We start from the raw sequence: 21,933 nt of genomic DNA on the forward strand, positions 1-21,933 counted from the left end.
AATATAGACACATTCCTTTGCTGTATAACGACGCATGTCATCAAACTACCCGATTTATCCTAAATTGTCCGCTATTCCCAATGATCTGCTGACGCTAAACGATTACGCCGAAATGGCGGTGCAGTTTATGCCCCCCGAGGTGTTTGAGTATGTTGACAGTGGTGCTGGGGAAGAGCTAACCCTGCACGGTAACCATGCGGTGTTCGAGGACTATCAAGTGTATAACCGCGTGCTGACGGACCTGACACATGCGCACACCTACACCAAGCTATTGGGGCAAACGTTTCGCCACCCGATTTTACTCGCGCCTGTGGCACACCAAGGATTGGTTCACGAACAGGCAGAGCTCGCAACTGCGCAGGGTGCGGATGCCGTGGATGCCGGTCTGGTGTTGAGCACCTTGGCCACAGCCAACCTGGAAGCAGTGGCTGAGCAAACGGCGAGTCCTAAGTGGTTTCAATTGTATTTTCAGACTGATCGGGCTGACACATTAGCGCTGGTACGCCGTGCGGAAGATGCTGGTTATACCGCGCTGGTGGTGACCGTGGATGTGCCCATCAATGGTCTACGATATCGGGTTCAACGCGCTGGTTTTACGCTGCCATTGACCGCACAAGACCTGGACCAAACCGCAGCTAAGCCGATTGAATTAAGCGCGGATGACAGCGTGATTTTCCAGGGCATGATGCGCACTGCGCCGCAATGGCGAGACCTTGATTGGTTGCGCCGTCAGACTAGCTTGCCAATTTTACTTAAGGGAGTCAGCCATCCAGATGATGCACAACGCGCCTTAGACTCTGGTTTGCAGGGCGTGGTGGTGTCAAATCATGGTGGTCGCGGGCTGGATCGCGTACCCGCAAGTCTGGCGTTATTGCCAGCGATTCGCAACACGCTTGGTGACGACGCCACGGTGCTGCTTGACGGCGGTATTCGCTCCGGAGCAGACGTCTTCATCAGCCTGGCTCTGGGTGCGGATGCGGTGCTAATCGGGCGACCCCAGATTTACGCGCTGGCCATTGCCGGTGCACTTGGTGTGGCACATATGCTTAAGTTACTGCGAAATGAATTTGAACTGACCATGGCACTGACAGGTTGTGCTGGGATCGAAGATATAACCCCGTCGTCGTTGTTTCGACATTGAGAGCGAGACCATCATGCTTATCGTCATTGAAAAGGTATTGACCCAAGACCAAGTTGCCGAAGTTCGAGACGCTCTAATGAATGCGCCTTGGCACGACGGCAAAGCCAGTGCCGGTGGCTTGGCCGTAAATCGCAAGTCGAACCAACAATTACTGGATTCGTCGGACACGGCCAAGCAGTTGCAGCAACAGCTCTTAACTGCGCTCGGCGGCAACGCAAACTTCATTTCTGCCGCATTGCCACATAAGATTTACCCGCCGAAATTTAATTGTTACCAGCAGGGTGACACGTATGGCAACCACATTGATGGCGCGATCATGACACTGCCGCATAGTGGCGAGTCGCTACGAACGGATATTTCAGCCACCCTGTTTTTGTCGGATCCCGAAGAATACCAGGGTGGTGAGTTGACGGTCGAAACCACCTACGGGGCACAACCGGTGAAGCTCGCAGCTGGTGATATGGTTTTGTATCCGGCGACCAGTTTGCATCGGGTTAATCCAATTACATCCGGCGAACGAGTCGCCAGTTTTTTCTGGATTCAGAGCCTAGTGCGGGACACAGACCAACGCAGCAACTTGTACGATCTGGATCAGTCGGTGCAGTCGTTAACATCGGTACTGGGGCCCGAACATGATGACGTGGTGCGCTTATCCGGTGTGTATCACAACCTGGTTCGCCGCTGGTCCGACTGTTAATTTGTTTAGCGGGGATTGATACGAGGTCGTTGATTCACAGTATCACGACGTTGATGCCCTGTGCTGCGTGACGACGACCGTCGTTGTTGGGTGCGTTGTTGTGGGCGTTGTGCCGGCACTGAGCGTGTGGTTGGCGCTGCTGTTGAGGTTGTGCTGCGTTGCGGCACACCAACGACAGGACGCTGGCGTTGTTGAACCTGGTTGTTTCGTTGTGGTCGATCCTGGGTGCGCGGAATCGCACGCTGATAATTGCTACCAGTTGATCGCACTTGACGCTGTTGATTGGGTGTGGCTTGGCGTGGCCGATAATCCGATTGACTGCGTGTCGTCGATCGACGAACAGGGCGTTCGACGTGTCGACTTGCAGCTCGATTCACCGCATCTGGGCGACGTACTCGCTCACGGTTGGTAGTCCGATCTGGACGATTACTTTGGGGGACAGCGGTGCGTCTGGGTTGTGTGTTCCGGTCGCGGATAGGCACGTAACGGCGCTGAGTTGTTTGTGGTCGTCGATCGCGAACATGGCGATTTATACCGTCGCTATAGACACTGTTTCGACGCGTTCTTGTGTGTTCTGGGTAGCGTTGGCTACGATAGCCATCGCGATACTGACCGCGGTCTGACAGATAGTGATGGCGCACGCGTTGGTTGCGGTAGGTCACACCACGACGATGACGAGGATTGTGATGCCAGCGTTGGCCGTGCTGATGGCGCACGATCTGACGATAATTGTAATAATCGTTTGGCCGGTAATACTGGCTATTGATGCGCACGATGTGGCGATCATGCCAAGAAAACGTATTAAAAAAGAATCCGAACGAGATCGATACCCGAGGGCCCCAGTAGAACCGTCGACGGTCGTTGCGTGAATAGTAATTATAGGCGTAGGGATAATCCCAGTAGATTGGGTCGTACATAGACCAGCGCCAGTTCCCGTACACGCGCCGAGTATCGTAATAGGGAATGTACACGACGCGTTCTTCAACGGGCTGAATGATTATTTGATCGTTGTCGCGAGACACGCGTAACTTATCTAGGTCATCCAGACTTCCGGCATCGGCTGCCAACTGGCGTAGATCCTGGATGCTGGCCAATACGCGCTCTTCATTATCCAGAAATGCCTCACCTAAGGCTTGCGTCCAGTCCAGGTCTTCACTCATGCGTTGCAGAATGTTTGGGAATGCCACCAGCGCCTGTACACTTGGGTCCCAGTCCATATCCGCGACCGCTTCCACCGCAGTGGAACCCGCGACTTCAGGGTGGTCCTCACTCCAGCGTTCGGCCTGTACGACTTCCAGCGGGTATGTGGCGGCGATCAATATATGTGACAGGATCGTATCTGGATACAGGGCGATGGGCGACAATAGTCGTTCTAATTCGCCTTGGCTTAATTCTTCAACTGTTGATTCCTGGGCCGCAGCCGCACTCCAGCCGCCGAATACCAATAACAGCAGGGTGAGAAAACGTGCTCGAAAAATTAAACCCATCATTGATTACCTCTTTACCTAACAGACACACCTTGCCTGTTTTCGCACCATTATGCACGTCTTAAGCTGAACTCAAGCTGAACAGCCAGGCTTGAGGATGCGGTATCGCGCTTTCAAATATCTTCTGGCACTGAATGATGGCGGCCGTTCGGTCACCGATCGTCGCTGTCAGTTGGTGATAACCAGTCCTCTGAATTAACCATCAGTTTACATGCCGCATTGCTTGTACGACCTGTAAACGATCGTCGACCGGCGCGGCTAGAAGCGTAAAGTGTCGTCGATGTGGATACTCTGCAGGGCGATCCGGATCTAGAGCGCACCATGCAAAATGTACGATGCTCGCCCAGTCAGTAGCGCTCATTTCTGTGTATCCGAGAAGCGCTGGTCATTGTTTAGACGTTTTTGGCTCGTCTTCAAGTAACAGCATTAGCGGCGTCAATGGCGCCGAGCGGTGTTGGAATGCTCCGAGATCAATAGCACCACTGCGCGGTTTACCGGTGATGTCGATGGCCGGTGCCAGCAGCGTGCTTCCAGCGCCAATCGCTGGTGACGATGCAGTGAGCTGGTAGTTGCCACTGTCTGGGGAGCGAAAAATCGTTTGGTAGTTGCTGTGATCGGACGGGCTAATTAGCGGATCGAGGTTGTGGTCAAGGCTTACCCCGGTGCTGATCGACGCCAAACGCCCGATATTGTTTCGCACCACATTGCCTCTGCCATGCGTTCCATTTTTGTGTGTGGTTAGGCGAATCCAGGGCACCATGCGATCGTTATCGTGGGCAGGGCTGTCGACCACCGTGTTGTTTACGATTCTGGAATTGTTGGCACCATACAAACTGATGCCATGCCAGTGGCTGACCGCGAGTAAATTGTTTTCGATGATCCAGTTATTGTAGTAACCATCAAAGCACCCAATTCCCTGAAAGGTCGAAAGCAATGCTGGGTTTGGGTGATCAGAATTGGTGTGGAACTGGTTGCCACGCAGTACCACGCCGACCACCGGTTTACCGTCACGCGACCAACTTTGAAAGCCGTCGTCATGATTGCTGTTCACTTTGAAGGCATTGGCCACAAAGTTGTACTCGAACACGCCGTAGTTTCCAAGGCCACGCAGTGCGTCGCCAGAGAAATTGATCACCGAGTTATGTTGCACGGTCACGTGATCCGCGCTGACGGTAATACCAAACCCAATATTTGAAATCGTATTATGGCGGATCACACTGTGCTCGCCATCCACCGAAATACCGCTTTTGGCGCGACTTAGCCAGTCGTTTACCGACCAGTTTCGAATTTGTTTGGCGCTGTACAGCGTGTTGTTGGTGATGGTGATATGGCTACTCGGTCCGTTATAACTATGCGACTCAACGCGAATCAAATTGCTTTCATCTGTTTCGCCAAACTCGGGGCTGATGGTCAAGCCTGAGACTGTCCAGCGTGCGGAGGATTGAAAATGCAGTTGGCTGGCAGTGGGGGTTTGATTGTTGCCGGCTCGAACGGTAATGGTTCGGCTATTTTGATACCAGTGAATGTCGATTTTGCCATGGTAGCCGGACATTAGTATGAGCGTGTCACCGCCTTTTACCGGCGCACCGGCATTGTGTGCTACCTTGCCGCCGCCAGGTTTGTAAGGCCGGTTCCAGCGTTGAGATTCAATTAAACCATGCTCGATGACTTCTTGCAGAGTGCGCCAAGGTGATGATTGACTACCATCATTGCTGGTACTCCCGGTTGCCGGGTCAATATAAAATGTTGCTGCGCTGGCGACGTTTGGCAGCAAACTTAGTAACAGTAAGGTGAGAGAAAATCGAGTTGCTGGATGAATTAGGGGCGGCATTGTGTGGGCTCGGGTCAGGCTTGGGCCAACCCATTAAACCATTAGATTACGGTGGTGCTCAAGTCGAGCTTGGTTTCCGAGCTGAGGATTGAGTCCATTCCGAGCCCGACACCGACTTGCCGCGTCAATGCGTGCTGTAACAGCAGACGCGCTCGTTTCTGCTAGGGTCGCGCGATTATCGCTCTGGGACCGGATTCCGATGATGCGCGTCTGAGGCAAACGACAATGTCACCACATACCGGCCATGGGCGTGCTCTGGTTTTGAGGTCAATGTCCAGCCAAAGCGGGCACAAAGCCGTTCCACAATCGTTAGGCCAATGCCAAAGCCAGGCGCGGCTTCACCAGCTAGCGTCATGCGATTACTGAGTGAGAGCGTGTCTGGCTCGAGACACAGAGTCAATCGCTGATCGGCTGCGTGACTCACGGCATTTTGAATCAGGCTGCGCAATACCACGTTCAGTACCGTTTGCGGGATCGGATATGGCGCCGTGTTGGAGAGGTGGTTTTTAATCTGTAAATCGAGCTGGCGCGATTGCGCTATTTGCGTGGCGATGGTGACCACGTGATTAGCATTGACCTGATCGTGCGCGCTGAGTTGACGATCACTGGCTAACCATAAAAACACCTCAACGATCTGCTGCATATGTTCGGATGCGCGGGATAATCGATCGAGTTGTGCGGGCAGGGGGCGGTCAGACATTCGAAGCAGCTCGATGCTCGAGGTCACCACCTGAATCGGTGTGCGCAGTTCGTGACTGACGTTTTTGTTGAATTCGTACTCACGCTGGTAGGCAAGCCGTTCGTTTTCCATTGCCAGTGCCAGTCTTTTGGCTAGATGTCCAACTTCATCGTCGGAAAATTCGCGTGCCAAAGTAATCGCGGCGTCATCGAGTTCTTTGTCGCTCAGATGCTGAGTCAGGTACCGCAGCGGTAAAAAAGCAGAGCGAGTGATCCAGTGTGCCGCGACCACGCCGAGAACCGCGACCAATAAGGTAAGCAAGACGATCATTCCTAGCACTGTTGTTCGTGATGAGCGAACTGCCAGCAACGCACTCACATCATACGCTAAATAATACGGGTCGCCTGATGTGGGCTCGATATAGTGCGCAACGAACAGCGCATGGTTGGCGTCGAAGAACTCGTGGATGCCGGTGTCTCGTTCGACCCTTGCGCGAAACGCATCTGGTAATGTGGCAGGCAAGTCATCAGTTTTAGTGAATAGTTGGATTTCTCGGTTAATGGTGCCCCACGTTGGTATCCCCTCGCTATGATCAATACGTTGCTTTTCAAGCCGCAGTTGATTAATAAAAACTTGATCTTCGATCACATAAACCAGGAGGAAGATCAGTGCGCCAAACCCCAGGCTTAGCACAAGCGTTAAGGCAATTATGGCGTTGCGAATACGGTTTGAAATGGCAATCGACATGATGAACCTGGGGAGCGTTACTCGGTCTCGGTTTGTGGATCGCGAATCGCATAACCGACACCACGCAGTGTGTGCAGCATCTGGTCCGCAAACCCTTTATCTAAAGCGTGACGCAGTTCGTGGATGTGAGATCGCAGCGGGCTGCTTTGTGGCGGGTCTTCGCCCCACAGAGCGTATTCTAGATCACGTCGGGACACCGCATTCGGTGATGCCCGCATCAACATCTCAAGAATGGTTAGAGCGGCATGGTGTAGCGCGAGTACCTGCCCTTGACGCGTGGCCAGTTGGGCATCCACCAGAAGACTTAGGTCGCCAACGTGAAGCTCGCGAGACTGATTCGCCTGATTGCGTAACGCCAGTGCGTCTACCCGAAGTCCCAATTCTTTCAGCTCGAATGGCTTGACCAGATAATCCCAAGCCCCGCTATGGAAGCCGCGCACTTTGTCGGTCAATGAGTCACGCGCGGTCAGCATTAAAATGGGTGTCTGCCGTTGGTGCTCAACGCGTAGACGCTGTGCCAGTGAAAAGCCGTCTAAGCGTGGCAGATTAATGTCCAACACCAGTAGGTCGACGGGCAGTTCCAAGGCTAAGTGTAACCCCATTACACCGTCGCTGGCGAAGTCGACATCGTGCCCTTCCAGACTTAGATAATCCCCAACATTAGCGGCAATATCGGGGTTGTCTTCAATGATTAAAATCCTCATAGCCTGAACGCCTCACTGGGTGATAACTGGGTTTGGCGATGGCCAGCCAGAAAACCGATCAGTGCAAAGAGTCCTAAGACACTGCTGACCACGAGTGAGAGATAGACGAAATCCATACGATAGTGTAGCGCAAATAGGTTTTGAAACATCAGTCCGGCGCAGAGTTGAACAGCGATAACACCAACCAAGCAGCCAGTCGCGGCAAGCATAATCTGCTCTAACAGTGCCATGCTGTACACACCTCGACGCTGCAAACCCAGTGCGCGCATCACGGTAGCGGGTACGCGTCTAAGGCTGGCATTGACGGTGGCGGCTGCCACAATTGACAAGGTGGCAATAATAAGCAACATACCGAGTGCGGTGTTCATCAACCGCGTGAGTACGAGCATCGTGGCACGGATTCGATCAATATGTTGAGCCAGATCAGTTAGCCTGAGTGTGGGAAACGCGGCACTTAGGCTAGCCAGGCCAGCGCGTGTATCCCGCGTTGCTAACAGCCCCCCCATGCGCGTCTGCGGGTAGTCTCGCAGCGTCTGCGGGGCGAACATAAACCAAAACATCATACGAGATCCACCAGCTTGAAATTCGCGCCTGCTGGTGATTTTGGCGTCTAGATGACGTGCCCCGATTGCGAACCGGAGTGTGTCGCCCAGTTTAAGGTCTAGATCTGCCATGACCTCACTTTCGACTGAAACTTCATTGATGGATCTCGGCCAACTACCTTCCAGTAGGCGGTTGTTTTTCGGCAAGGCATCCGCGTAAGAAAGGTTGACAGCCGAGCGCGCTTGTTCACGCGTCTCACTCTCACGCGAGAGATACGCGGCTTTTTCGACGCCGTTGATATGCGTGAGGACTGCTCGCACGACCGGGTGCGACTGACGTAATTCCATGAAGTTTGCTGCTAAATGTTGCCTGAACTCGGGCTCCATGGCGGCAGGCAGGTTGGTGAAAATATAGTTGCCGTCCTGGTCCAGACTTTGTAAATGCAGCGTGTCCAAAAAACTGCCGCGCAGTGTGGTGGTGAGCAGCACTGCCAGCACGGTTATCGCCACCGTTACCAACGGAGCCGTATTGCGGTGTGCGCTGCGCCCAAGACTGCGAATGGCAATCTTTAAGGGGCCGCGCAACACGCGATGCCATTGCGCGGTGAGCTTAGTGAGGATCCAGCCGAACAACATGGTCAGAATCACCACCAGCATCACCGTGCCAATCAATAGTGTGGTCAGTTGAGGGTTGTCACTGCTGAGCCAGAGCCATACAGTCAGTGCCAGGCCAACCAATACACTGCTCAGGTATGAACTGCGCAGGTTCGTTTTGATTTGTTGCAGCGCTGCCGTGACAGGTACTCGACTCAAGGCCAGTAAACCCGGCACCACAAACCCAATTACCAACGCAACGGCTAGCAATAGGCTAGGCCACCATTGTGCGAACTGCATTTTGCTTGCGGTCAAAGTCATGTGTGGCTCGGCCAGCGATAATAGCCAAGGCTGGGTTAAGAACGCGCCGAGGTAGCCCAATGTGCTAGCCAAAAGTGCAGTGGCTGAGAAGATCAATCCAAGCGCGCTGATTACCACACTCTTGCCTACCCCCATGGCGCGTAATACGGTCGCGGAGATACTGAACTCGTTTAGCAAGTGTTTGCTTAGGGTCGCCACGGTAGTGCCTGCGATCAATACCAAAAAGGCGAACACCAAGTGCAGCAAGTTAGATGCGCGTGCAGCGATTCGTGCAAATGGGTGGCGTCCACTGTCTGCGGTCAGGACCTCGAGTTCAGGCCTGGTTGCGCGTAGGTTTGTTTTTAATTGCTCAAGTGCACTGGTGCTACCTGAGTACAATAGGCGGTACTCACCGCGATTATTCTGTTCGTTAACCCCAGTGTTAGCCAGCGCTTTCAGGTTAATCATTATGCGCGGCAGGGTGTGCTGCAGTTGTGTCAATCGGTCGGGTTCCGCCAGGATTTCTCCGCTCACCACAAACTCAGCACGACCGAGCTTGACGGTGTCGCCTAGACCTAGATTCAGCGTTTGCATAGCACGTTGATCCAGCCACGCAGAATTTGGTTCGAGGTCTGCGGCATGATGTTTTAGCATGTTGTCTGCCAGTTGCACGGCGAAGCGACCCTGCACCGGGTAGGTGCTTGACACGGCTTTTAAGGAGACGGTTTGATAGGCATACGCACTGGTAGCTCCGGTGGTAAACGTGCGTGTAATCACTGGGCTTTGCAATTCTGGGTGACTAAACGCAAGTTTTGCAAACGGCACATCACTGCGTACTACCAGTGGTGCGCCCAAAAATTGACTGATATCGTCACGCAGACTTTGCTGCACGTTCAGACTGAAAAGGTTCAGACTGGCTATCACGAAGCTGCTGAGTGCCATGGTCATCACCAGCAACACAGATTCACGTGCATTCGCGCGTTTTTGAATTAGGCGACGTGCTAACCTCCATGCTGGTCGAACTAACATAACGACTCCTGATCTTTGGGTGCACTGTTTAAAATGCCATCTTGCAGTTGGAAGCGGTGCCGACAGCGACGAGCCAATACCGGGTCATGCGTTGCGACCACCAGACTGGTCTGAGACGTGTCAAGCAACGAAAATAACTGATCAAGTACATTGTTAGCCGTATGTGCGTCCAGATTGGCGGTCGGTTCATCGGCAAATAATATTTTTGGCTCGACTGCGAAAGCACGGCACAGGGCTACCCGTTGCTGCTCACCGCCCGACAGTTGGCTGGGGTAATGCTCGGCCCGGTGTGCCAAACCCAGTCGAGTAAGCCACTCATACGCCACGTTTAATGCGTCAGAGCGATTGAATAACTCAAGTGTCAGAGCCACGTTTTCCACTGCGGAGAGTTCCGGCAACAGGTGGAATGACTGAAACACGAAGCCAATCTGCCCAGCCCGCAATGCCGTGCGCTGGTCTTCATTGAGCGTGGTTAACTCTTCGCCGAGCAGCTGGATATGCCCGTTGTTGACGGTGTCGAGACCAGCAAGTACGCCAAGTAAGGTGGATTTGCCGCTGCCGGATGCACCCAGAATGGCGACTGAATCACCGGCGTTGACCGTCAGGTCAACGCCGCGCAAGATCTTGATCGGTTGACTGGCTGAATAGATGGTTTTGCTTAGCTTGTGGGCATGAATAACAGCGGTGCTCATGGTTTATTCTCCGTAGCAGGTCTTTGCGATAGTTTTTCCAAGTGCGCGAGTACCAGATCGGTATAGGTGCTCGGTAAGCGGTGGGCGCTGTCCAGCCAGACGAGGCGTTTATGCTTACTGGGGATTAAATCAAAGGTTGCCTGCGTTTGTGTCGTGGTTGAGTGCTCGTCCTGCTTGGCTGCCAGCCAGAGTACATTGGCCTGTAGGATCTGAGCGGTAAACATTCGTGGTGCAACCGGCGAGGTATCGGCGGCCACATAAGGCGGGACCATCACAACCACGTGGTCGATTGACGGATGCTGCGCGGCCAGAATCAGGCTCATTTGCGCGCCCATGCTGTAACCCATGATCAAGACCTCTTTGGGTTGATACTGCGTTCTTGCCCAGGCTAGCACGCTGGCGTAGTCGCGAACTGTGCCTTGAATTGTGTCGTGGTAGAGCGTCGGGTCGGCACTGTGCGCGCTTTTCAACAGGTCTCGTGCTGTGATGTGTGACACAGCTCGGCGGCCATGTAATCGTGCATCCAACATGATCACAGCATACCCATTCTGGCGTAAATAGTTGCTGAGTCTGCTTGCTCGCATCGAGTGATCCGTGCGGGTCCAGAAAGTTAGGTCGCTGCCCATTGGGTGCAACAGTACAGCAAGTTTGGTGTGCGGGGACTCTGGCAATAGAAGCTTACCGGTGACACTGGCACCATCGGCAGCGATAAAGCGCAATGTGGCCGACTTTTCGGACAATGATTCGAGCCTTACCTCGCGCGTCTCAGGCGGTGTGCCTGGAAGCACGGTGACCGCTGATCGGGCGATCGTGCAGGGACTGCTTAACACCATCAAGATGCTAAGCAGTCCGGGTAATACACAGGTTTTCATGAGTTAGTCTCGGTTTGTTGTTGATAACCGAAAGACTAGACGTGAGACCTTCAAATGAAGCTCAAATAGAATTGAAATCCCGCATATTTTTGCACCCAAAAGTCTCGATGCGAGATATTTTAGATGTTTTGCCCGCCGGAAACCTCGATGCGTTGTGCGTTGATCCAAGCGGCACCATCAGCCAGGATTGCCGCAACTGCGCCACCAACGTCGTCAGGCACGCCAACCCGCCCCAAGGCGGTGATGTCCGCGAGGTGCTGATTTACCTCGGCCGTGTCTCGCACATATCCACCACCGAAATCAGTCTCGATGGCACCGGGCGCCAGAGTATTCACCGAAATCCTTCGCTCGCCTAATTCTCGCGCCAGATATATCGACAGTGTCTCGACCGCGGATTTCATGCTGGCGTAAGCCGAGAAGCCCGGAAAGGTCATACGTGTTAGACCGGACGACACATTTAGAATGCGACCGCCATCCCTGATCAAGGGCAACAACGCCTGGGTCAAGAAGAAGGGACCTTTCACATGCTCATCGACCATTTTGTCGAACTGCGTTTCGGTAGTGGATTGGAAAGCTTGGAATACGCCAGATCCTGCGTTGTTGATGAGAAAGTCGATCTGTGCGGTTTGCCATGTATCGCTTAAGTGGCTCGACAATTGCGTCACAAATTCCGCAAAACGCATGGTCTGGGTAATGTCCAGCTGGACGGCGATTGCGCGTTGCCCGAACTGTTCAATCTGGTCGACTGTGTCTCGTGCTGCTTGGTGGTTGCTGTGGTAGGTGAGGATAATGTCTCGACCATTCGCAGCTAAGTGGTGTGCCATGCTGCGACCAAGGCCACGGCTGCCACCGGTGATAAGCGCAATTTTATTCATGGTTTTCTCCAAGTGTTACAGGTTCTAAGTTGCTGTTAGGGGCGCGACAAAAACCCAATATGTCTCCGATGACATTAGAAATGTGTTTATTTTGTCGTGACTTAGCATACTCAGCTGCATGGGGTAGGGTGCTGCCTGATACTCTGAATGTATTGCCTGTTTCTCTAAAAAAATAGACGGGTACTGAGCGCAGTGATACCGTTGTTAGACTAGATGAAACTCCTGGAGTAACGAATGGGTTCGCCGAGATGAATACTCGACAACGACCAACGCTCGCTGCGATTGTGTCTCAATTCGCCCCCAATGAAGGTGTCAATGGCACTCAAATACCAGGCGTCGAGTGCCTTCGATTCAGTCGAGCCGGAAGACGTCTTCCTACCGTCTACAATCCCTGTGTATGCTTTATCGTGCAAGGAAAGAAACGCGTCCTGCTGCGCGATCAGGTCTTTGAATACAAGCCGGGTGAGTTTCTGGCCGTGTCGGTGGATGTACCGGTCATTGGTGAAGTGGTGGAGGGGAGTTCGGCGCGACCATACTTGGGATTGAAAATTAGTTTAGATCAAGCGCAATTGGCTGAGTTAGTGGCCACGGGGGAACGCTGCCTCTCGAATACGCAGTTGCCCAGTCGTGCGGTATTTGTTGGTCAGAGCGATGACAAATTAAGTGATTGCATAGCGCGTATCGCTGACCTTTTATTCGCGCCGAAGGAGATCAGTGTGTTGGCCCCATTGTTACAGCGTGAGTTGTATTTTCGGCTGCTCACCAGCCCACACGCACAAAGTATTACCAAGCTGGCGCAGAGGGGCAGTCATCTGCAACGGATAGCGCAGGCGATTCGAATACTGCGCCATCAATTCGATAAACCGGTGCGGGTCGAGTATCTCGCCAATCAGGTTGGCATGAGTGTGTCGTCCTTCCACGCGCATTTTAAACGCGTGACCGCCATGAGTCCCCTGCAGTTTCAAAAGCAACTGCGCTTAACCGAGGCCCGCCAGATGATGTTGTCGACGCAGTGTGACGTGGTGAGCGCGGCGTATCGTGTCGGCTATGAGAGCCCGTCCCAGTTTAATCGGGAATATGTGCGGGCCTTTGGTGTGACGCCGGGCCGAGACGCGGATCAACATCGCGTAGAGCAACTAGGCAAGCGCACGTGAGAGAAAGCTAGGATTCTGGTGCTAAATCGGCTACCTTATGGACGGGCAGGGCGAGCAGATTACACGAATTAGAATAGGTAGATTATGGTCGGTAAAAAATATTTAGGTGCTTCTGAGTCCGGAAGTTTGGTTGGCTACTGGTGGATTGTGGCGCTTGTTCTGAGTGTTTGCTCACACACGACCAGTGCACAAACTGGCGTTGCGCCAGATTTATTCTCTTATTCGACGCGTACCGTGGCATCTAAAATGGTTGCTGATGGCGCAGTTCAGAGTGTGAAGCCGATTGATGTGAATCGGAAAATTGCGCAATTAAAGGAAGGCGACACGCTGCAAATTCCGATGCCGGACGGCGCGTTGATGACACTGGAGATCTATCGAACCGGCACTGCACCCAATGGTGATGTGCAGCTGTGGGGTAAAAACGATGACACTGAAGATTGGTTGGTGATCACCTTTGGTAAGAAACAAGTGTATGCAAGTTTTGGTGATGAGACGAGCAACTATTCGATCGGATGGGATCAATTAAGTGGTACGGTATTGATCGATGCTAAACAGGTGCAACAATCAATAGATTTGGCTGATGATATTAAGGTGCCCCCTTCAAAGCTGGTGGCTCACGACGTGCGAGGCTCCAAAACTCCTGTAACTGGGCATTCGACAGGAACTAAAGCGATCATCGGTGTGATGGCAATTTACTCTGATGAATTCTCCGCTGGTTTCTCAGATCCAGTTTCACGAATAAATCAAATGATAGCTTTCACGAATGCTGCCTATGATCGTAGTGGCGTAAATATTCAACTAGAGTTGGCGCGGGCCCAGCAGTTAGCATTTAATAACAGCGCTTCTACTGGCACTTTACTCGATGCTGTAACAGACAGCACTGGTGTATTCAGTACAGTGCCCAGTCTCAGAAATCAATACTTTGCTGATTTAGTAGCAGTGTTGCCATATGTAGGCAACAGTGGTGTGGCTGGCATCGCGTGGATAAATGGAGAAAGCGAAGCCTATGGGTTCTCTGTTACGCAGTTTGCCAGCTGGGGTTCCGACTCTGTATTTGCACACGAAATCGGTCATAACCTGGGTTCGGGACACGAGCGTGCTTCGGCAAATTCCGGTCAACCAAGCCCCTGTGACAATCGCTATACGTTTGAAGACTATGCATGCGGTCATGGTAATGGTTCGCAAGGCACTATTATGTCGTACTTGAATGATGCGGCTTGGAACTACGTGTTCTCTAATCCGGACCTCAACTGTAATGGCGAACCCTGTGGTGTTCCAGCTGGCCAGAGCAACCAAGCAGATAATCGCAGAGCATTCAATTCCAGTGGTCCTCTTGTTGCAGGATTTCGCTATGATCCTTCGCGAGATGTAGATTCTGATGGGGTATTTAACGAGTACGACAATTGCCCGAATGTGGAGAACCCAGACCAAACAAATTCCGATGGTGATGCGTTTGGGGATGTGTGCGATGACGACAGTGATAATGACGGGGTGAATGACGATATCGACAATTGTCCGCTCGATGAAAATGCTGATCAAGCCGACGCTGATTCTAATGGTCTCGGTGATGTGTGCGATCCGGGTGAAATGTGCTTCCCTGTCGACGCTGGAATGGGGCGTATGGCGGTTGTCTGCCTATAAGCCCCATATTCTCTCGGCTGCGAGAAATTTTGCAGCCGACTTAAAGGCAGCGGAACAACTCAAACGTTTGTTGGCCGTCAACGATTGGGGAGCGCACCACAATGGTGTCGGCTCCCGATTTGGCGGCCTCGTTGCGGGCCAGCGTTTCAAGTTCGGATTGAACTTTCTTGGTGCTACGATTGACCACAGTGACCTTGTTGACGGTGTTGCTGGTGACCGTGCCAAGGCTTTTGCAGCTACCGACCAAATCCGCCGGTGCGATGCGGACACGATCCGCGCCGGGATTCTTTTTGACCCAAGTACAGCCGCTGGCGACGGCACACAGGCTCACGGCGAGCAGCCCAGTTTTGATTGACTTAGTGAGTTCGGGCATAACGTTACCTCTTGTCAGTATTGATATAAAAAAGCTGGCGTAGAAAACGTCAAACCCTAAAATTACTTAGAACCTGTTGCACGGAATCCAACACGCGTTTCAACGTCGGGTACTCAGTTTCCAGGTCAAGGATGAGCGCGCCGATTTGTTCATCAAGGTTGGAATACTCATCAAAGCTGTCTGGATAAAGCGATTGTTGTTCTAGCGACACGATAATCTCGTCTAGGCGCTGTTGATATTCGCTGTCGACAAAGTCAGCCCCTTGGTGTTGGTTTCGAAGCTGCTCAAGTAAGTCGTGAAGTTCGTTGCTTCCCATAATTGTATCGTCAAGTTGATGGTTAATAAGTAAGGTATCGCAGATACCGTGAGTCACGTGCGAAACGGCCATTAGACTCTCTAAGCTTACGCAAGATTAAAGCACGCTGGTGAATCTGTTGATACGAATTAATCTTTCCGCGGCGTCGGTGATTGGTCTTCGCCGTCGCTCTGCTCAGGGAGGTGTCTCGTCGCGTTTGGCTGCCCGCCATGATCTGGCTGTGGTCCGCCACGTGTTGTGATCGGCGTAGGTAATTCAGCAAAACCGATCCTAATGTTCAAACTTGCTCACTGTATTGTGAGGGCCTTCTGGTTCAAACTGTTTCGAGTTGAAGATAACCCAATCACTGGAGTGACACAATGAAACGAATTAAGCCGCTATTAAGACTTCTAAAATTACCGCGCCGTACGGACGCTAAACAGTGTAATTACACCAATAATTACTATGGCGACCAATGTTGTGGTTAGTCGTGGCATTCACGTAGCAGTTCTGCGAGTTGGGTTTGGATAAAACGCAACTCGTGGGGTTTGGATAAGCGGTGGTCGCCGTGTTTGACCAAGCTCAGGCTGCAATATTGGGTTTCAAGTCGTTGTAATACGGCTTCTGAGCGTTGCCAGGGGACAACGTCGTCGTCGATACCGTGAATCAGACGTACCGGTGCGAGTATGCTAATTGTGCTGTCGAGTAACGTGTATTGCGCGCCATCCTCCAGTAAGGACTGATAGATGCGGTACGGCTCATGGTTGTCGTACTCATTCGGTACGGCATAGTATTGGCGGCCGTGAGGGTCTAGTTGTCGCGGAAAACCGGCAAGACGGGCAGGGTAGTAGTCAGTCATGTCCGCAGCACAGGCGATGAGCAGAAGTCCAGCCACGCGCTTGGGGCGTAAACGAGCTGCCAACAACGATAACCAGCCGCCCATTGAGCTGCCGACCAACAGCACACCGGATGTGTCTGAGAGTGCATCGATGATCGTCAGAATGTCATTCAGCCAGGTCGACACAGTACAGTCTGCAAAGTCGCCTGGCGAGTCCCCATGCCCTTGATAATCGAATCGCACGTATGCGGTGTGGTTTTCCAACGCCCAGTCCTGCAATGCCACTGCCTTATTGCCGTTCCGATTGGAGTTAAAGCCACCACAAAAAAGGATGACGGGACCGTTACCCGGGGCGTAATCGTGCGCCAGATGAATGGGAAGTTGCGTGCTCATTTCATGCGAATAGAGTTTCAGACTAATTGGCTGAATCATAAACTAGTTTGATCTGTGTCAAGCCAGCCTTTTGTTAAATCGGCATACTAAACTTGCGGAAATGAATACGCAGACTGGTGCTTCAAGGCCACCACGTACAGCGGGCAGTAGTAATTAACTCGATAAATGATCAGGAGGCGTGGTGACCAACCACGAGAACAATACAAACACTGTGCCGTTTGTCGCGCCATGCGATCAGCTTGATTTTGTCGCGCCGTTTCGTTGGTTAGGCAAAGGGATGGATGACGCACGCCGTGCCCCCATCGCCAGTTTGAGCTATGGGTTGGTCATGGCCTGCTTAATCATGTTGTTTACGGTTCTCGCATGGCGCTATGGCAGTGCTTGGATTGTGTTTTCGTTGTTATGTGGATTCGTGTTTGCCGCCCCGATCGCCTGTGTCGGTACGTATGCAATCAGTGCACAACTGGAGCGCAATTTACCGGTGTCACTAAAGCGCACCTTGAAGGCGTGCTTTAAGCGCTACCTAGGTTCGGAGCTGGTGTTTGCGCTGGTGCTGCTCATTATTTTCCTGGTATGGGCACGCGCGAGCTCTGCGGTGAGCATCTTCATGCCTGAAACTGGCAATTACACCACGCAGGAAATGGTGGGGTATTACGGCGCACTGGCAATCCTGGCGTTGGTATTCCTGAGCTTGACCTTCGCCGCCAGCGTATTCTCCCTACCCATGATTATGCACCGCGACGTGGATGCCATCACTGCTGTGGTGACTTCGATTAATGCTGTGCTGCGGAACAAAGCTGTGATGGCCTTGTGGGGGTGTCTAATCGGCGTTGGACTGGTGCTCGGAATCGCAACTGGCGGATTACTCTTAATCCTGTTCCTTCCCGCTGTTGGTCACGCCGTCTGGCACGGCTACTTAGAGACTATTGACGCCAGTGAATTTCCGCGCCACACCAGTGGCATTACGTCGACTGAGCGCGTCAGTGAGACCGAGTGACGTAGTCAGTCAGGATTTTGCTTCTGGTAATAGCGCTCAGCTATTGGGCTGTGCTACGTAGAACGCGAAGTGTGGTTTTAAGCTGCCGGCTTCCATTAGCCTTTCTTCGATATCAAACAGCATCTCCAGCACTGAAACAGACGCAGAGTCCGACTCTCTAAAATTACCGGCAATTCCATTCAATAAGAATTGCATCAACGCACCGATAGTCGGGTTGTATTTAATGACCCTGAATTGCTTGTGGATGGCTTCATCGATTTGTGCTGAGCAAATTGCTTCCGATGGGTCAACTCGCGCGACGTCTTCAGGATTAGGAATCCCGACCGTGTTGCGTATTTCTCCACGGTCGTTTTTGTCATGCGACACCCGGTATTGCTGAGGGATTAGATTAAACACACTCTGCAAGAGTTTTTTTTCGTGCTCACTAAAGTCAAAACGGTTCGGCCCAATATATTCGTTCACGAACAAATACCCCGTGGGTTTCAACGCGCGTGCACAGCCAAGCAAAATTGCATCCAGGTCTGCCATGTGGTGAAGCGACGAATTGAAGTAAATCGCGTCATAAAGATTTGGTTCCATCGTCATTTTTTCGGCATTTTGAACATGGAACTTTACGCGTTGCTCTATACCCCGCGTTTTCGCCCTTTGGTTCGCGATTTCAATACGTTTGTCAGATAAATCGACACCATCTATGAACTGCGCGGCATCTAATTCAGCAAGTCGAAGTTCCAGCTCACCGCTGCCGCACCCAATTCCTAAAATTCGCTGACAGTCAACTGACTCAAGAAAGCTCAGGGAATAGTTGATCCAACTGCAGTAGGGTAAGCCTTCGACCAGGCCTTGATTAAATCGTTGACTGATCAGCGGGTTGGCAAGCCAGTAGGTGATGCCGAAAAAATCATCTGCGATATTGCTGTTCCAGTAGTCTGTGACGATCTGTTCTTCGGTGGACGAGGCGGCCATTATTGTGTAACAGGAATTGAGTTATTCTGGTGCTGTCATAGCGTTAAGCCAGTCAGTGTAACCTGAATTGCCAAAACTAGAAAAATAAGCACTTGAATTACTTTAATCCAAGTTGCCGCGCTGCTAACTGAATCGCGTTCAAGAGTCTTTCCAGATCTTCATCCGTAGTCGCCCAGGAAGAAAAGCTCAAACGAAATGCGTCGCGTTGTTTCCAATGCGTGACACCAAACCAGGCTTCGCCGCTGCGTTGAACGATCTCGGCTATTTTTGCTAACTGGTGATGGTCTGTTGGGTGGCTGACGACCACCTGATTCAGGACCACGTCATTCACGATGTCAAATCCCATTGAGCGCAGTGAATGGGCAGCCATTTGCGCATGTCGGCAGCAACGCTGTATCAAGTCTCCTAGGCCCTCACGGCCGAGACTGTGCAGAGCAGCCCAGACGTCCATTGCTCGCGCTGAGCGTGATAATTCAGGCACCATGTCTTTTGGCGCGACGTGTGAGTCGGAAGTAAAATACGGTGCAACCGTAGACATTGCCGCATGAATGGCTGAGGAGTGACGGCAGATTGCCACACCGCAGTCATACGGCGTGTTCAACCATTTATGCGCATCCGTTACCCAGCTGTCAGCAAGTTCGATCCCACGCGTCATGGCATTGAGTTCTGGATTAACCCTGGCCCAAAGCCCGAACGCGCCGTCTACGTGTACCCAGGCGTCTGCTGCATGGGCGCGTTCTGCAATTCTGCCGATAGGGTCAATGGCGCCGGAGTTTACATTGCCAGCTTGAGTCAGAACAATGCAGTCTGGGCCCAGCTCGGGTAGCTTGTCGGCGCGCATCGCGCCATTCGAGTCAGTCTCAATGGAGAGCACGTTCTGTTTCCCAAGCCCTAGCAAGCTAAGCACTTTGGTGACCGTGACATGGATTTCTTCGGAAGCAATAACACGCAACGGCGGCGCACCGTACAGTCCGTGCTGCTCTACGTCCCAGCCCAGTTTTTGCAGTTGACGATGGCGGGCGGCTGCCAAGCAGGTGAAATTGCCCATCGTGGTGCCCGTGACGTATCCAACCGATGCGTGTGCTGGCAACCGCAATAAGTCCAGCAGCCAGCGTGCCGCAGTACGTTCGAGCTGTAAGGCGACCGGGCTGCAGTCTTGTGTTGTTGCGAGTTGATCCCATGCAGCATTGAGGACGCGGCTACCCACTGTGGCCGGGAGGGCACCGCCAACCACTAGGCCAAAAAAACGACCACCGGTCGTGGCAACCGTGGCAGGACTGCCAGCGCGATCAAGCAAGCTCAGTGTGTCAGAAGGCCTAGTGGGTTGCTCAGGCAATTCACAATCCAATGCCGCCAATTCCGTCAATGCACTCGGTTTTGGTGCGACGTGGCGTTGATGAATTTGTTGCAGATAGGCTTCTGCCAGTTGTGCTCCGAGTTTAAGGCCCGCAATGGTTTGATCGGCGTGTGAGTTCATTGATATATCGTTTAAATTAAATATAGGTAAATAACTATATAGATATTTTGCGAACTGTTCTACTAAATCCGGATAAACTATCTGCTTCTTTTAAAATATTTTGGAGTGTGCTGGGTCGTGTCTACCGCGAATGTTGACCAAGCGTTATTGAAGCAACTACAAGCATTATCGAATGCCAATCGATTGCAGATTATGGCGTGGATACTGCAGCCCAGAGAGCATTTCGAGGCACAAATCGATGGGGATTTGGTTGATGATGGGGTCTGTGTGGGCCGCATTGTCGACAAGATTGGTTTGAGTCAACCAACTGTGACGGCACACATGAAAGTCTTGGCTGATGCCGGCCTGGTGACGTCCAAAAAAATTAAGAACTGGGTATTTTACAAACCAGTTCGTGCGGAATTGCAGCGTTTTCGTGCATTAATTAATACATTGCCGATCGATCAAGCTGACGCGAACTAACGTGAATCGGCTAGACTTCGACCATGCTTAGTCGCTTAGTCAAGCCGCAATGCATCAACCCCATCAGTTGTGATTGCACTTGCTAGCCTTGATCAGGTGAATGTCTTACGCTGATGTATACTTCGCACTCACATTTATTTTAAGAGGTTGACATGGTTTTGCATATTAGTTTGGTTCCCGTACTTTCCATTGTGGCCGGGGTGGTGATCCTGGCGCGTCCAAAGTTTCTGGCCTACGTGGTTGCGATTTACCTAATCGCGATCGGGGTGATTGATATTCTAAATATCCGCTTCTGATCACTCATATTCCAGGCTATGTGCTGAAGTCGGTTAAAGCGATCGATTTAGCACGGTCAACACGTGCAAGCATCATGCTGAGATCGACTGTGGTGTTAAAGCTTCTTCTAGGGGTTCAGGGGCGAGCCTTTTCGCCAGTTCTTGGTTGACCTGAGTGTAGACTGTGCGTTGTTTGATCGCGTTATAGAGCAGTTGGTCCTGTGCGCAAAGCTCTTCAACCAGTGGCGCAAGGTCTTCGTCTATTTGAATGTCGTCTTGGTAAGGAGTGTCGCTTTTATTTTTGTGCGGCAGGGCGGTGTGTTGCCAGCCTAATTGTCGTGCCAGTTCCGTGATGTATTCCGCGTGATCGTCCAGTGTGCCAACGATGAAATTACCATTTTCCATCACGCGTTTCGCATCGACATAGCTTTGTTGCCCCGTGAGCATTTGGCACTGTCGATTCTTTATCATCGAGATGAACTTCGGCGACTGACGCAACGTCATTGATAAGCTGTCAGGGTCGAAGCCAAATTCCTGCCATTTTTTTTGTCCGGCGGGGTCCATGCGTGTGCGTGTGAAGTGAAACAGCGATTTCATCCGTTTGATGGGCTCACGAAGCAATGAGCAGTACAAGTTAGTTGCATTGTGTGACTTGTAGTGATGCATCGACCAGTGCCCGCCAACCACAGTATAGTCGGTTAAATCTTGCTCTCTGACGATGGGTTGTCTCGAGTCGATACCGGACCAAAAAACATTCTCACGACCATAATTTTGATAAGCAAGAGTTCGAAACGAGTTTCCCGCTGTCTTTTCGATATGAATACAGATTAATCTGGCAGGGATTGGAGTATGCGACATAGCTAATCGGATGAAAA

The 21,933-nt window shown here is 52.0% G+C and carries 22 protein-coding genes; 7 read left to right on the forward strand and 15 right to left on the reverse strand.

Annotated features, from left to right (window positions below; translation table 11 throughout):
• Nucleotides 1-34 precede the first annotated feature (34 nt).
• Together IE055_RS03215 and IE055_RS03220 are read left to right on the forward strand one after the other, a co-directional pair.
• On the forward strand, nt 35-1,141 hold the full coding sequence (locus IE055_RS03215; RefSeq protein WP_189398540.1) for an alpha-hydroxy acid oxidase: 1,107 nt from the start codon (nt 35-37) through the stop codon (nt 1,139-1,141).
• Nucleotides 1,142-1,154: 13 nt separating this feature from the next.
• Nucleotides 1,155-1,838, forward strand: coding sequence for a Fe2+-dependent dioxygenase (locus IE055_RS03220; protein WP_189398541.1), 684 nt, complete (start codon nt 1,155-1,157; stop codon nt 1,836-1,838).
• A gap of 5 nt (nt 1,839-1,843) precedes the next feature.
• Here the strand turns inward: IE055_RS03220 and IE055_RS03225 are convergent, their stop codons facing one another.
• The 9 genes from IE055_RS03225 to IE055_RS03265 form a co-directional block, all read right to left on the reverse strand.
• A complete protein-coding gene (locus IE055_RS03225; protein ID WP_229794108.1) occupies nt 1,844-3,328 on the reverse strand; it encodes a DUF3300 domain-containing protein in 1,485 nt (494 codons plus the stop codon).
• 199 nt (nt 3,329-3,527) lie between these two features.
• Entirely contained in the window at nt 3,528-3,686 is a 159-nt protein-coding gene (locus tag IE055_RS03230) for a hypothetical protein (protein ID WP_189398543.1), read from the reverse strand.
• Nucleotides 3,687-3,710: 24 nt separating this feature from the next.
• A complete protein-coding gene (locus IE055_RS03235; RefSeq protein ID WP_189398544.1) occupies nt 3,711-5,156 on the reverse strand; it encodes a right-handed parallel beta-helix repeat-containing protein in 1,446 nt (481 codons plus the stop codon).
• Between the two features lie 175 nt (nt 5,157-5,331).
• Nucleotides 5,332-6,582 carry a sensor histidine kinase gene (locus IE055_RS03240; protein ID WP_189398545.1) on the reverse strand — a complete coding sequence of 417 codons (1,251 nt, stop codon included), beginning with the start codon at nt 6,580-6,582 and terminating at the stop codon, nt 5,332-5,334.
• A 17-nt stretch (nt 6,583-6,599) separates the two neighbouring features.
• Nucleotides 6,600-7,286 (reverse strand): response regulator transcription factor, encoded by a 687-nt coding sequence (locus tag IE055_RS03245; RefSeq protein WP_189398546.1) that lies wholly within the window; start codon nt 7,284-7,286, stop codon nt 6,600-6,602.
• A complete protein-coding gene (locus tag IE055_RS03250) occupies nt 7,283-9,751 on the reverse strand; it encodes an ABC transporter permease (protein WP_189398547.1) in 2,469 nt (822 codons plus the stop codon). Before IE055_RS03250 ends, IE055_RS03245 begins: the two co-directional genes overlap by 4 nt.
• Nucleotides 9,745-10,443 (reverse strand): ABC transporter ATP-binding protein, encoded by a 699-nt coding sequence (locus IE055_RS03255; RefSeq protein ID WP_189398548.1) that lies wholly within the window; start codon nt 10,441-10,443, stop codon nt 9,745-9,747. The genes IE055_RS03250 and IE055_RS03255 overlap by 7 nt, the downstream gene beginning before the upstream one ends.
• Complete coding sequence (locus tag IE055_RS03260; protein ID WP_189398549.1) at nt 10,440-11,315, reverse strand: alpha/beta hydrolase; 876 nt, start codon at nt 11,313-11,315, stop codon at nt 10,440-10,442. The genes IE055_RS03255 and IE055_RS03260 overlap by 4 nt, the downstream gene beginning before the upstream one ends.
• Before the next feature lie 119 nt (nt 11,316-11,434).
• Nucleotides 11,435-12,190 (reverse strand): SDR family NAD(P)-dependent oxidoreductase, encoded by a 756-nt coding sequence (locus IE055_RS03265; protein WP_189398550.1) that lies wholly within the window; start codon nt 12,188-12,190, stop codon nt 11,435-11,437.
• 248 nt (nt 12,191-12,438) lie between these two features.
• On the opposite strand from IE055_RS03265, the gene IE055_RS03270 reads away from it, so the two are divergent.
• Nucleotides 12,439-13,344 carry an AraC family transcriptional regulator gene (locus IE055_RS03270; RefSeq protein WP_189398551.1) on the forward strand — a complete coding sequence of 302 codons (906 nt, stop codon included), beginning with the start codon at nt 12,439-12,441 and terminating at the stop codon, nt 13,342-13,344.
• 84 nt (nt 13,345-13,428) lie between these two features.
• Nucleotides 13,429-14,985, forward strand: a complete 1,557-nt coding sequence (locus IE055_RS17795; protein WP_229794109.1) for a reprolysin-like metallopeptidase — start codon at nt 13,429-13,431, stop codon at nt 14,983-14,985.
• A gap of 40 nt (nt 14,986-15,025) precedes the next feature.
• Here IE055_RS17795 and IE055_RS03280 read toward each other — a convergent pair whose 3' ends face one another.
• From IE055_RS03280 to IE055_RS03290, 3 genes are all read right to left on the reverse strand, one after another.
• Nucleotides 15,026-15,358 (reverse strand): DUF4156 domain-containing protein, encoded by a 333-nt coding sequence (locus tag IE055_RS03280; RefSeq protein WP_189398552.1) that lies wholly within the window; start codon nt 15,356-15,358, stop codon nt 15,026-15,028.
• Nucleotides 15,359-15,407: 49 nt separating this feature from the next.
• Entirely contained in the window at nt 15,408-15,746 is a 339-nt protein-coding gene (locus IE055_RS03285) for a DUF4404 family protein (RefSeq protein WP_189398553.1), read from the reverse strand.
• Nucleotides 15,747-16,137: 391 nt separating this feature from the next.
• Nucleotides 16,138-16,923 carry an alpha/beta hydrolase gene (locus tag IE055_RS03290; RefSeq protein WP_229794110.1) on the reverse strand — a complete coding sequence of 262 codons (786 nt, stop codon included), beginning with the start codon at nt 16,921-16,923 and terminating at the stop codon, nt 16,138-16,140.
• A gap of 142 nt (nt 16,924-17,065) precedes the next feature.
• Between IE055_RS03290 and IE055_RS03295 the strand changes: the two genes are divergently transcribed.
• A complete protein-coding gene (locus tag IE055_RS03295) occupies nt 17,066-17,881 on the forward strand; it encodes a DUF2189 domain-containing protein (protein ID WP_189398555.1) in 816 nt (271 codons plus the stop codon).
• 36 nt (nt 17,882-17,917) lie between these two features.
• On the opposite strand, the gene IE055_RS03300 is transcribed toward IE055_RS03295, so the two are convergent.
• Together IE055_RS03300 and IE055_RS03305 are read right to left on the reverse strand one after the other, a co-directional pair.
• Entirely contained in the window at nt 17,918-18,844 is a 927-nt protein-coding gene (locus IE055_RS03300) for a class I SAM-dependent methyltransferase (protein ID WP_189398556.1), read from the reverse strand.
• 97 nt (nt 18,845-18,941) lie between these two features.
• Nucleotides 18,942-20,321 carry a pyridoxal phosphate-dependent decarboxylase family protein gene (locus IE055_RS03305; protein ID WP_189398557.1) on the reverse strand — a complete coding sequence of 460 codons (1,380 nt, stop codon included), beginning with the start codon at nt 20,319-20,321 and terminating at the stop codon, nt 18,942-18,944.
• A 192-nt stretch (nt 20,322-20,513) separates the two neighbouring features.
• Between IE055_RS03305 and IE055_RS03310 the strand changes: the two genes are divergently transcribed.
• Both IE055_RS03310 and IE055_RS03315 read left to right on the forward strand, forming a co-directional pair.
• Nucleotides 20,514-20,783, forward strand: a complete 270-nt coding sequence (locus tag IE055_RS03310; protein ID WP_189398933.1) for an ArsR/SmtB family transcription factor — start codon at nt 20,514-20,516, stop codon at nt 20,781-20,783.
• Nucleotides 20,784-20,935: 152 nt separating this feature from the next.
• The gene (locus IE055_RS03315) at nt 20,936-21,079 is read left to right on the forward strand and encodes a DUF3096 domain-containing protein (protein ID WP_189398558.1); all 144 of its coding nucleotides are present in this window, start codon (nt 20,936-20,938) and stop codon (nt 21,077-21,079) included.
• A 72-nt stretch (nt 21,080-21,151) separates the two neighbouring features.
• Here the strand turns inward: IE055_RS03315 and IE055_RS03320 are convergent, their stop codons facing one another.
• Nucleotides 21,152-21,916, reverse strand: coding sequence for a sulfotransferase family 2 domain-containing protein (locus IE055_RS03320; protein ID WP_189398559.1), 765 nt, complete (start codon nt 21,914-21,916; stop codon nt 21,152-21,154).
• Between the last annotated feature and the right edge of the window lie 17 nt (nt 21,917-21,933).

Source organism: Arenicella chitinivorans, from assembly GCF_014651515.1.
Classification (GTDB): domain Bacteria; phylum Pseudomonadota; class Gammaproteobacteria; order Arenicellales; family Arenicellaceae; genus Arenicella; species Arenicella chitinivorans.